This is a genomic window from Enterococcus sp. AZ020 (assembly GCF_050499205.1).
Lineage (GTDB): Bacteria > Bacillota > Bacilli > Lactobacillales > Enterococcaceae > Enterococcus_L > Enterococcus_L dunnyi.
The window spans coordinates 474,216-486,109 of the sequence record NZ_JBIPAT010000001.1; the positions used below are offsets into that span (position 1 = coordinate 474,216).

Sequence of the window (11,894 nt, forward strand, 5' to 3'; positions counted from 1 at the left end):
TGTTTCTCCTTTTTTATGATTTTTCATCAATAATCGGTCCAGACACATAATCTGCAGAAACAAATACACGTTCTGGTGTTAAGCCAATCGCATCCAATGGATAGCAGGTGTATAAAATCAGTGAACGTTTCGTACGGTCACCTAGCTTCGTATTGATTGATGGATCTTTATAATTCGCAATTTTGACTTCCGTTACTTGATATGTATAATCCCCATAATGAGTATGAACCTTGACTTCATCTCCTGGCTCTAAATAATAGATTTTCCCGAAAGAAGGCATATTATGCCCGCCGATCAATGTTGTTCCTAAATCTCCTGGAATCATACTGCCAATATATTGACCTGCGCCTAAACGCAAAATTTCTTCACTATCTCCATAATATAGTGGTTCATTAATCCCAACTTTATCAATAACAACTTCTCCAAACTGATCTCCGCCTGTCGGATAGACGATGGTCGTGGATGCTAAAGCTTCTGTTCCAGAGGCTTGAGTCGTTCCTGTTCGGTCAGCTGCTTGTCCTGTTTCGGTCTGTGCAGAATCTGTCGACTGGTTGTTTGATGCTTGTTTTTTTTCTTGACTTCTTTCGGCAAACAGGTTGTTTCCTTTTTGTTCAAAAGAAGGGGCATCATTCAACGAAATCAATTCGACAGCAGAAGAAGCAAAATTAATGACAGGTGCACCAATAATATATATGGTTAAATAGCCAAAAAACATAAAGAGAAGAGGCACATAAATAAATGCCCCTACTCTTTTTAATTTTTTCATATTAAGCTAGTTTATTCTTTCTGCTCACAAATACTGCACCTGCTGCAGCAACGATTAGTGAACCAAAAGTAATACCGCTAAGTACGTAATTTGAGCCTGTATTTTTTACTGGTGTTCCAGTGCTATATACAGGTGCTCCTTTAGTGTCAGTGATAGTCACTGCTGAATAGCTTCCGCCAGCACCAAAAGTGATTTTCACACCTACTGCATTTCCAGCCGCAACAACATAGCTCTGCAACTGAGAAATCACGTTTGCTGGTAATAATCTAAGCGCATCTCCAAGTGTATTTGCACCAGAAGCATCTACAGAAACACCTTCGACTAGCGCACGCGCAGCTTGAATGTTTTTGATTGCTTCATCTGCTTGAGCTTGTGTCAAATCAACACGTTTCAAGTGGTTTTCTGCTGCATTGATCTCAGCTGCACCAAAAGCAAATTTCTTACCGCCGATTGTAGCGCCAGCATTCAATTCATTAAGTATTGGTTGTTCAACTGCTGAAATTGCACCATCCGCCAACGCAGGAGTTGCAAACCCCAATACGATCACTAAAGCAACGACAAATCCGATAACTTTTTTCATTTTCTTTCCTCCCATCTTATATATTTATAATCAGTTGCAGTAAAACTGCAACAATTATACCTTCAACAACACCTTATTTTTAAGGTCATAGAAGATCATATGTATTTGAAATAGTGCAACTAAATACACTATTTTTTCAAAATACAAAAGTCTTCACTATTAAAATTATCATATGCATTTGCAATAGTCAAACGGTTTTCTTAGAAAAAAACGTTACCACCACTTGACTTTACTACTTTTTATGTCTTTTTTGATACTAAAACTGCTTCAAAAACGTCATAGCCAGCGGTCTTTAGGATTTTTTCAATTTTGGTTGTTTCACGGCTTTCTATCTGGAGCTCAATGATCGTTTCTAATTCTTTTCGGTTGACCACAACTGTTAATATACTAAAATCATTTTCCGCCAATAATTTAGTGATATCTGCTAAGATCCCTTTATGATCTTCAGGGATTCGAAGCTGAATTCTTGTCCCGCCATCATTGTAGCCAGTGATTTTTAAGAAAGCGTCAAAGATATCATTATTTGTAATGATTCCAACTAGCTGTTCATTTGCATCAACTACCGGTAAAACACCAATATTGTTTTGACGCATTTGATAGATACCATCTTCCAAAGAAGCTTCTGGTTTGATCGTCTGAACTTCCTTTACCATCACATCAGCAACTGTTGTTTTGTTCAGCAAATAGTTTACTTCGTAAACACTTAAACTCGTTGCTTTAGACGGCATCGCAGATTGAATAGTTCCTTCTGTGATCAGCCCCACGATCCGTTCTTTTTCAACAACTGGTAAACGATGGATATTGTTTTTTTTCATTAGATCGACCGCATCAAAAATCTTCATTTCCGGCTGTGCTACAATTAATGTTTTGGTCATAAAATCACTAACGCTCATGTTTTTACCCTCCCAAATATGCTTTTTTGACTTCTTCACTTTCTAATAGCTCTTTACCTGGTCCACTCAACACTACTTCTCCCGTTTCCAATACATAGCCTCTATCAGCAATTGACAGCGCCATTTTTGCATTTTGTTCGATCAGCAGAACGGTCGTTCCTTGTTTATTGATTTCCTGAATAATATTGAATATCTCCTGAATAAAAATGGGTGCCAGTCCCATGGAAGGTTCATCTAATAATAATAATTTTGGCTTAGACATCAATGCTCTGCCCATCGCCAGCATTTGCTGTTCCCCACCCGATAAGGTAGAGGCATCTTGATTTTTACGTTCTTTCAAAATAGGAAACTTTTCAAAAATCATCTCATAATCTTCTTTCAATTGCTTATCTTTTCTAAGAAAAGCACCCATTTCCAAATTTTCCTGAACAGTTAGTCCTGAGAAGACATGCCGACCTTCCGGCACTTGACAAAGGCCAGATGCGACGATTTTTTGAGGAACTACTTTTTGGATTTCTTGCCCAACAAATGTGATCGTTCCGCTTGATGGACGATTCAAGCCTGAAATAGTTCTTAAAATCGTGGTCTTCCCTGCGCCGTTCGCTCCGATCAACGAAACGATTTCCCCTTCTTCTACTTTAAAATTCACATCACGTACCGCTTGGATCACACCATAATGCACGGATAGATTTTCAACAGTTAACATTATAGTTCACCTCCAAGATAAGCTTCGATCACTCGAGGATCATTTTTGATTGCTTCTGGATCCCCTTCAGCAATGATTCTTCCATACTCCAGCACATAGATTCTTTGACAAACTTCCATGACCAAGCTCATATCATGCTCGATCAGGACGATCGTGATCTGAAATTCTTTTTGGATTTTCCTGATCAGTTCAGTTAGGTCAGCAGTTTCTTGCGGATTCATTCCTGCAGCCGGTTCATCCAAAAACAATACCTTTGGCTGCGTAGCCAATGCACGAACGATTTCTAAGCGTCGCTGTTCGCCATAAGGCAAATTTTTTGCCAATGTATCGACTTTGTCTTCCAAACCGAAAATAGCCAGCAGCTCGTGTACTTTATCCGCCATCGCTTCTTCTTTTTTATAGAAAGTCGGTAAACGTAAAATACTGGATAGAATCCCTTCTTTATTTTTACTATTCATTGCGATCAGCACATTATCCATTACTGTTAAATCTTTGAAAAGACGAATATTTTGAAACGTTCTACTCAATCCCATATCAGCGATTTTATATGGTTTCATCCCATTCAATCGATGTTCTTTTCCAAGTACATCAAGAGTGACCGTTCCTTCACTAGGTTCATAAACACCTGTCAAAAGATTAAACAACGTTGTTTTACCTGCGCCATTTGGCCCAATCAGACCAATTAATTCGTTACTTTCTAAGGTCAAATTTACATTTGATACTGCTGCAAGACCGCCAAAATTTTTCGTTAAATTACTAACGTTCAGTAGAGGCATGTGATTTCTCCTCCTTTTGTTTGAATAATTTTTTAACAGAGAATTCCCACGTTCCTAAGAGTCCGCCTGGTTTAAAAATCATGATGATAATCAAAGCTAATGCGTAAATGATCATTCTTAGTGCACCGGCATCTTGTAAGAACATATTCAAGATCCCTAAAACGATCGCTGAAATAAAAGTACCCGTCACACTACCGATGCCACCGAATACAACAATGATCAAAATATCGATCGATTTCATAAAACCGAAATCTTTTGGCGCAATCGTTTGAACATAGCTTGAATAAATAGCACCCGCAACGCTTGCTGTAATAGCACCAATAATGAAAGCTGCTACTTTATATTTTGTCGTATTGACCCCCATGGATTCAGCAGCGATCTCATCTTCTCTGATCGCCATTGTCGCACGTCCTGGACCACTGTGGATGAAGTTGACAACAACTAATGTCACAACCACAACAAAGCCAAACACCATCGGCCAGCTGACCATTGGAGGGATCCCAAAGATCCCCGCTGGACCATTCGTCAACTCTTTCATGTTGATAATAATGATTCGGATGATCTCAGAAATCCCCAGTGTTGCGATCGCTAAGTAGTCTCCTTTTAATCTCAATGTAGGAATCCCAACAAGTAAAGCAACGATCCCGGAAAGCACGATCCCTACTAAAATACCGCTGAAAAAACCACCCATCGTCGGATATTTCACTGTCATGATCGCAGCACTATACGCACCGATCGCCATGAACCCCGCATGACCTAAGGAAAACTGTCCAGAAAAACCGATGATCAAGTTCAAACCTAACGCCAACATAATATTGATCCCAATCGTAATTAAAGTATACTCCGTAAACGGTGTAATCACACCCGTGATGTACAGCACATAAATAAAAGCATACGCACCAGCGGCAATTAAAAGCCAGATAAGATTATATTTTAAGTTCTTTTTCATGCACGCTCACCTACACTTTCTCTTTGATGTTCTTGCCTAAAATACCAGCAGGACGAATCAGTAAAATAATAATCAATAATGCATACACAACTGCATCTTTGTAATCAGAAAAACCAAGTGCAATGGTAATCGTTTCTAGTAGACCTATCACGAATCCGCCTAAAGCCGCTCCTGGGATAATACCAATACCACCTAAAACAGCTGCAACAAATGATTTAAGTCCTGGTACGACTCCCATCATCGGATCGATCGAATTATAATATAAACCGATCAGCATACCAGCTGCAGCTGCTAGCGCTGAGCCTAAAGCAAATGTGAATGAAATCGTACGATTGACATTGATTCCCATTAATTGTGCGGCATCTGCATCAACAGAAACTGCCCGCATCGCTTTCCCCATTTTTGTCTTTTTGACGATCAACTGCAAGGCAATCATCAAGGCTAAAGCAATCACTAAAATAAGTACTTGAATGTTTGAAATCTGAATAAAGCCTAGTTGATAGTTTTTAAATTCGATCGCTTGAGGAAATGATTTTTTTTCTGGGCCTAACCAATAAATCATCCCGTTTTGCAGTAAAAAGGAAACACCGATCGCTGTGATCAAGGCTGCGATCCTTGTTGATTTTCTCAAAGGACGGTAGGCTAAAAATTCAATCACGACACCGATCACAGCAGCACCAGCCATTGATAAGATCAATGCTGGGAAAAAGCCTAAGTTTAATTTGTTGATAAAGAAATACCCCATAAAACCGCCCAACATATAGATTTCTCCATGGGCAAAGTTGATCAATTTTATAATACCGTAAACCATTGTGTACCCTAACGCTAATAGAGCATAGATACTGCCTAGAAAAAGCCCATTTACTAATTGCTGGATCACGACTTCCATAGTTTTCACTTCCAATATTTTAGAATAATTGTTTGTTTAAAGAAAAAAGAGGATGGACAAAACGTAAAAACTTGTCTCACCCTCTTTAAATTTGCTATTGATATTTTACTAAGGATTTACTGCTTCAGCAGACGTTTCTTTTCCTTCTGTCAATCCTAATACAACAACTGATTTTTCTGGATTGTGGTCTTTATCCATCGACATTTTACCAGTTACCCCAACGAAATCTTTCAATGAAGCCAAGCCTTCTGTAATATCTTTTGAATCAGCAGAATCTTTGTCTTCCATTGCTTGTTTCAACATGTAAACTGAATCATAGCCTAATGCATTGAACGCAGATGGCTGTTTGCTGTATTTTTCTTTGAACGCTTTTACGAATGGTTCTACTTTATCCGTTGCAGGTGCTTTCTCTGAGAAGTGTCCTGTGTAATACACATCAGAAACATTTTTAGCTCCGGCGATCTCAACTAATTTTTCATCACCAAAACCATCTGCACCTAGGATCGGTTTATCGATGCCCATTTCACGCGCTTGCTTGATGATCAAGCCCGCTTCTGCATAGTAACCTGGGATATAAATCGCATCGTAATCAAGATCTTTGATCTTCGTCAAGATTGCTTGGAAGTCTTTGTCACCTGCAGTGAATGTTTCTTCTTTAGCGATTTTTCCTTTGTACGTATCTTTGAAGGATTTGGTCAATCCAATCGCATAATCACTTGAATTGTCCCCAATGATCACAACATTTTTGGCATCCAAATTATCTTGAGCAAATTTTGCTAAGATGACCCCTTGGAATGTATCTTGGAAGCAGGCTCTAAAGATATACTCCTGCACCTTGTCATTTGCAACTGTGATACTGTCATCTGTTCCTGATGGAGTAATGACTGGCACTGCTGCTTTTGTCATATTCGGAATCGTTGCTTTTGTCGCACCAGAAGTCGCTGGTCCCACAACAGCTACTACTTTATCTTTTGCAGTTAGGTTGGCTGCAACTGATGTTGCTTCACCATTTTCAGATTTGTTGTCCTTTTCGATCAATTCTAATTTTTTACCAAGTACACCGCCTGATTCGTTGATTTCTTCAACTGCAAGCTTGATACCTTCTTTTTCAGCATTCCCGTATGCTGAAACATCGCCAGACAGCTCCATATTCATCCCGATTTTGATGGTATCGCCTTCAACCTTATTTCCACCGCCGCTTGCACCTCCGCCAGCTGCTGGTCCACATGCTGCTAGTAAAAATAGACTGGCAAATAAAAAGCTAAATTTTTTCATCTTGTTTCCCCCTTGAGTTTAAAAGTTGAACGGGCGTTTTTACCATTGAAAAAAACAACACTCGTACGACTTGAGTCTGTATTTCCTCTGAATAATTCTCCGTGCATATATAATTATTAAAGAGTATGTATACAAATATAATCAAAAACGAAAGAAATGTCAATGAATTTTCAGAAAATTTCTATAATTCAAATTATTGGAAAAAATTTCTTGTTTTAGTCTTAACTGATTTGACAATACGTACATCAAAAAAAGGCAAAACGAGAAATCTCCTTTGCCTTTTTTGAGTGATCAACGTCTATTGATTTTCATTTTTTTGATGCATCGTTTGGAAATTTGCCGCTGCTCCAATCAAGTTTGCGTCATTATTGTATTGACAAGTCACGATCTGCGGAACAAAATCATTCAAACCAAACTGAGCAAGTTTTTTCTTCATTCGACGGTCGATTTCATCCAACAATCCCTCTTTAGCTGAAACACCGCCACCTAGAACGATCATCTCCGGATCAAATGAAAATTGAATACTAAACAGCCCTTGTGTTAAATAATCGTAAAAGTGATTGACCTCTTCAATCGCCAACTCATCTCCTGCTTTTGCAAACGAAAATACTTCTTCCCCCGAAAAAGTTTCTTTCGCTACACCTTTTCGTTTGCAGTAACGCCAAGCCATTTGAACTGCTGTTCCTAAATGACTGAAGGTTTTCCCCTGATCCAAGTACATCAGTCCAAACTCACCGCCGTAAAGATGCGCTCCTTTGGCGATTTGACCTTTATGGAAAATCGCACCGCCGATCCCTGTCCCGATCACAACAAAAGCGACTTCCTGTTTTCCCTTGGCAGCGCCCTCATAAATTTCCGCCATTCCTGCACAATTGGCATCATTTTCGATCGCTACAGGTAGTTTGAATAGCGCTTCCAATTCTTTAAAAATATTGAAGCCATGAATATAAGGTATCGCAGATATTCCGTTGATCATCTGTTTTTCTACATCCACTACCCCCGGTGCACTCAACGCAACGCCTTCAACCGTAGTCTTTGTCTCTGTAAAAACAGTTAATAAAGACGCTTTCATTTCTTCCCATGTTTTCGGTGTAGTAAACTTTCCTTTATCAGTGATCTCCTGGCCATTCCATACACCATGTTTTACTGCTGATCCGCCAAAGTCAAATGTCAAAATTGCCATCCTAAACACCCATCCTCATCTATTTTTTCTTATTCCTTCTATAATTATACGGACCATGATATTCCTGATCCGGATTTCTTTTTAGGCTAAATTTTAATGGGACATAGTCGATACCACCTTTAGTCAACGGATGACAACGTAAAAATCTGGCTGTTCCCATCGTCACACCCTTGATTGTTCCATGTGTTTGAATCGCATCGATCATATATTGGGAACACGTTGGATGATAACGGCAGCTAGCTGGCAGCCCAGGTGAAATAAAACGTTGATAAAAACGCACCATTCCTACAAAAACATTTTTTGCCATTTCGTCCCTCTTTTCTCTATCCGCAAAAACTATACCCTGTTTTAACGCCGAATGCAAGTTTGCTGGAACAAAATAAAAACATTTTTAGATTCCTTTTTGGTTCTGAAAAAGAAAACTATTCAAATCTCTAAAAGGGTGCTAAAATAGGGACAAGTAACTTTATTACATATCACTAATCAATGAAACGGAGAGAAGCAACGATGGGTTTAAAATTCGAACGAAAAGACGATTTAGATAAATTATTCGACGCTTTTGCGGTAGATCCTAAAAAAGTCGAAATGCCTAAAGAAGAACTAGAAAAGCAAGCAGCTAAAGCTGAGCAAAAAGAAGAACAGAAAAAAGAGCAATAAAAAAAAGCTTTGACAACTCTTTCGAGAAGTCAAAGCTTTTTTTATAAATATTTTTCAATCGCCTGCCAAGCTTCTTCCTTGCCTTCTTTCGTTTGGGAAGAAAAAAGAATGAAGTCGTCAGACTTATCGAAATTCAATGCTTTCTTGATGATACTTTCGTGTTTGTTCCATTTTCCACGAGGAATCTTGTCTTTTTTGGTTGCAACCACGATCACTGGAATTTCATAGTATTTTAAAAATTCATACATTTGAATATCTTCCTGCGTCGGTGCGTGACGTAGATCGACTAATGAAACAACAGCTTTTAATTGTTCCCTTGTTGTCATATACGTCTCGATCATCTCACCCCATTTGGCCCGCTCAGTCTTTGAAACTTTCGCATAGCCGTATCCGGGAACATCGACAAAATGCAATGCATCTTCAATCAAATAAAAATTAAGCGTTTGTGTTTTCCCCGGTTTACCGGAAGTTCTGGCTAAATTCTTTCGATTGATCAACGTATTGATGAATGAAGATTTGCCAACATTTGAACGGCCAGCTAGAGCAATCTCCGGCAATTCTGTTTCTGGATATTGTTTTGGTGAAACTGCGCTAATAATAATTTCAGCATTATGAACTTGCATGTATTGACCTCCTAACATAAAAGACTAAAACGGAAGTTCAGCTCCGTGTCTATCCGAATAAGCTGAACTTCCGTCTCGTCATGTACATAACAATCAATTTTTTGTCTTGTAAATGATTAGCCTGCTTTTTTATCTGTTTTATCGTAGATGATCGCAGGTTTTCCGGTCCCGTCTGCTGCCATTTCTGTAATGATCACTTTTTCGATCGTATCATCTGAAGGCACGTCAAACATGACATCCATCATGATCTCTTCAATGATCGAACGAAGTCCACGGGCACCAGTGTTTCGTTCAATTGCTTTATTAGCGATCGCACGAAGAGCATCCTCTTCAAATTCCAATTCTGTATCATCTAATGATAATAATTTTTGGTATTGTTTCACTAATGCATTCTTAGGCTCAGTTAAAATGCGGACCAAGTCATCTGTTGTTAATTTTTCTAATGCCGCAGTTACTGGTAAACGTCCAATAAATTCAGGGATCAAACCAAATTTCAATAAATCCTCTGGAATGATTTGCTGCATGATACTTTCATCTTCATTGACTTTACTATTATTTGTACCAAAACCGATCGTTTTTTCGCCTAAACGATTTTTTACGATTCCTTCGATACCGTCAAAAGCTCCGCCAACAATGAATAGTACATTCGTTGTATCGATTTGGATAAATTCTTGATGCGGGTGTTTACGTCCACCTTGAGGCGGCACACTTGCAACAGTTCCTTCCAAAATTTTAAGTAAGGCTTGTTGAACGCCTTCACCAGAAACATCACGTGTGATCGAAACGTTCTCACTCTTACGAGCGATTTTATCGATTTCATCGATGTAGATGATTCCTTTTTCTGCACGCTCCACATTGAAATCAGCAGATTGTAATAACTTCAAGAGAATGTTCTCGACATCTTCCCCTACATAACCTGCTTCTGTTAAACTCGTCGCGTCAGCAATCGCAAATGGTACATTCAATGTTTTAGCTAATGTTTGAGCCAAAAATGTTTTCCCAGAACCTGTTGGGCCAATTAAACAAATATTGCTCTTTTGTAGTTCGACATCCTCAGAGCTTGACTTTTCTGATTGATTTACACGTTTATAGTGATTATAGACAGCTACTGCCAATGAGCGCTTTGCCTGATCTTGTCCAATAACATATTCGTTTAAGACATCCAAAATTTCTTGAGGTTTTGGGACATCTGTTAGTTCACGTACGGCTTCATCGTAAAATTCTTCATCAATAATCTCTTTACATAAGTCGATACATTCATTACAAATATAGACACCTGGTCCAGCAACGATCTTCTTCACTTCTTCTTGTGTTTTACCACAGAATGAACAGCGGACTGCACCATTGTTATTTGTATTATCGTACATGCATGTCACCTCTCTAAATTAAAAATGACTGTCCATACAGTCTTAAAACATAATAGCACAAAACAAGTGAAAATGCGAACATTGGATTTGTAAAGTTTTTATAAATAAAGCAATACTTATGTTATACTAAAATAGAAAAAATGATTTGCTGTAGCTTTACTAGACAGCAGTAAAAATGGAGGGAATTTCATGCTGGAACAGATTTTATTAGGAACATATACTCGTCGAGTAAGTAAAGGGATCTATCAAATTGCACTTGATACAGATCAAGGAAAACTTTCGGAAGCTTCTTTATTAGTAGAAGAAACTAGTCCTACTTACTTAACCATAGATCAAAAGGGTGCTCTTTTCAACGTGACATCTGTTGATGGAGAAGGCGGCATGGCAGCCTACAAAGCAAAAGACGATCATTTTGACTTGATCAACAAAGTAACGGAAGCTGGTGCTCCCCCATGTTACGTTTCAGTTGATGAAGAAAAGCAATTGGTTTTCGGTGCCAATTATCATCAAGGAATCATTCACGTTTATCGTATTTTAGCTGACGGCAGCTTGGAAGATGCGGATAAGATCATCCATGATGAACCTACTGGCCCGCATGAAAATCAAGACAATGCTCACGTACATTATACGGATTTAACGCCAGATGGCCGCTTGGCTGTTTGTGATCTGGGAACAGATCGTGTCTATACGTATGACGTTAGTACTGAAGGTAAATTATCAGAAGTTGCACAATACATTGCAGAACCCGGCACTGGTCCTCGTCACTTGGTTTTCCATCCAACGAATCAAATCGCTTATCTTTTTGGTGAATTGGACAGTACAGTGACTGTTTTAGCCTACAATGCAGCAGACGGTTCGTTTGAACAAGTGCAAAAAGTATCTACTTTGCCTGAAGGGTTCAACGAATTTAACGGCGGTGCTGCGATTCGCATTTCTGCTGATGGACGTTTTGTTTATGCGTCAAACCGTGGACATGATTCGATTGCTGTTTTTGCTACTTCAGAAGATGGTCAAAAGATCGACCGTATTCAGCTAATTTCAACAGAAGGTGAAATTCCAAGAGATTTTGACTTAGATCCTTCTGGTAAATTTGCTGTGGCAGCAAATCAAAATACGGACAATTTAACTCTTTATCGTCGTGATGAAGAAACTGGACTTCTAGAAATGATCCAAAAAGATGTTTATGCACCTGAGTGTGTTTGTGTCTATTTTAAATAAGAAATAAAAAAG

Annotated in this window: 14 protein-coding genes; 2 read left to right on the forward strand and 12 right to left on the reverse strand. The window is 38.8% G+C overall.

The window, feature by feature from the left end:
- Positions 1 to 13 precede the first annotated feature (13 nt).
- From IGI58_RS02250 to yidD, 10 genes are all read right to left on the reverse strand, one after another.
- Positions 14 to 766 carry a class D sortase gene (locus IGI58_RS02250; RefSeq protein ID WP_429954662.1) on the reverse strand — a complete coding sequence of 251 codons (753 nt, stop codon included), beginning with the start codon at positions 764 to 766 and terminating at the stop codon, positions 14 to 16.
- A gap of 1 nt (position 767) precedes the next feature.
- On the reverse strand, positions 768 to 1,346 hold the full coding sequence (locus IGI58_RS02255; RefSeq protein ID WP_087641267.1) for a hypothetical protein: 579 nt from the start codon (positions 1,344 to 1,346) through the stop codon (positions 768 to 770).
- A 239-nt stretch (positions 1,347 to 1,585) separates the two neighbouring features.
- Entirely contained in the window at positions 1,586 to 2,239 is a 654-nt protein-coding gene (locus IGI58_RS02260; protein ID WP_429954660.1) for a CBS domain-containing protein, read from the reverse strand.
- A 4-nt stretch (positions 2,240 to 2,243) separates the two neighbouring features.
- The gene (locus tag IGI58_RS02265; protein ID WP_429954658.1) at positions 2,244 to 2,945 is read right to left on the reverse strand and encodes an ABC transporter ATP-binding protein; all 702 of its coding nucleotides are present in this window, start codon (positions 2,943 to 2,945) and stop codon (positions 2,244 to 2,246) included.
- Positions 2,945 to 3,721 (reverse strand): ABC transporter ATP-binding protein, encoded by a 777-nt coding sequence (locus IGI58_RS02270; RefSeq protein ID WP_087641264.1) that lies wholly within the window; start codon positions 3,719 to 3,721, stop codon positions 2,945 to 2,947. The genes IGI58_RS02265 and IGI58_RS02270 overlap by 1 nt, the downstream gene beginning before the upstream one ends.
- Entirely contained in the window at positions 3,702 to 4,670 is a 969-nt protein-coding gene (locus IGI58_RS02275; RefSeq protein WP_225534305.1) for a branched-chain amino acid ABC transporter permease, read from the reverse strand. The genes IGI58_RS02270 and IGI58_RS02275 overlap by 20 nt, the downstream gene beginning before the upstream one ends.
- Positions 4,671 to 4,680: 10 nt before the next feature.
- Positions 4,681 to 5,559: a branched-chain amino acid ABC transporter permease gene (locus tag IGI58_RS02280; RefSeq protein WP_429954655.1), complete on the reverse strand. Its 879-nt coding sequence runs from the start codon at positions 5,557 to 5,559 to the stop codon at positions 4,681 to 4,683.
- 108 nt (positions 5,560 to 5,667) lie between these two features.
- The gene (locus tag IGI58_RS02285) at positions 5,668 to 6,834 is read right to left on the reverse strand and encodes an ABC transporter substrate-binding protein (protein WP_429954653.1); all 1,167 of its coding nucleotides are present in this window, start codon (positions 6,832 to 6,834) and stop codon (positions 5,668 to 5,670) included.
- Between the two features lie 298 nt (positions 6,835 to 7,132).
- Complete coding sequence (locus IGI58_RS02290) at positions 7,133 to 8,017, reverse strand: ROK family protein (RefSeq protein WP_429954651.1); 885 nt, start codon at positions 8,015 to 8,017, stop codon at positions 7,133 to 7,135.
- Between the two features lie 19 nt (positions 8,018 to 8,036).
- A complete protein-coding gene (yidD, locus tag IGI58_RS02295) occupies positions 8,037 to 8,324 on the reverse strand; it encodes a membrane protein insertion efficiency factor YidD (RefSeq protein ID WP_088269418.1) in 288 nt (95 codons plus the stop codon).
- 200 nt (positions 8,325 to 8,524) lie between these two features.
- Between yidD and IGI58_RS02300 the strand changes: the two genes are divergently transcribed.
- Complete coding sequence (locus tag IGI58_RS02300) at positions 8,525 to 8,674, forward strand: SPJ_0845 family protein (RefSeq protein WP_225534301.1); 150 nt, start codon at positions 8,525 to 8,527, stop codon at positions 8,672 to 8,674.
- Between the two features lie 41 nt (positions 8,675 to 8,715).
- Here IGI58_RS02300 and yihA read toward each other — a convergent pair whose 3' ends face one another.
- Together yihA and clpX are read right to left on the reverse strand one after the other, a co-directional pair.
- On the reverse strand, positions 8,716 to 9,297 hold the full coding sequence (gene yihA, locus IGI58_RS02305) for a ribosome biogenesis GTP-binding protein YihA/YsxC (protein WP_088269420.1): 582 nt from the start codon (positions 9,295 to 9,297) through the stop codon (positions 8,716 to 8,718).
- Positions 9,298 to 9,413: 116 nt separating this feature from the next.
- Entirely contained in the window at positions 9,414 to 10,664 is a 1,251-nt protein-coding gene (gene clpX / locus IGI58_RS02310; protein WP_087641256.1) for an ATP-dependent Clp protease ATP-binding subunit ClpX, read from the reverse strand.
- A gap of 189 nt (positions 10,665 to 10,853) precedes the next feature.
- On the opposite strand from clpX, the gene IGI58_RS02315 reads away from it, so the two are divergent.
- Complete coding sequence (locus tag IGI58_RS02315; RefSeq protein WP_429954648.1) at positions 10,854 to 11,882, forward strand: lactonase family protein; 1,029 nt, start codon at positions 10,854 to 10,856, stop codon at positions 11,880 to 11,882.
- The last annotated feature ends 12 nt before the right edge of the window (positions 11,883 to 11,894 follow it).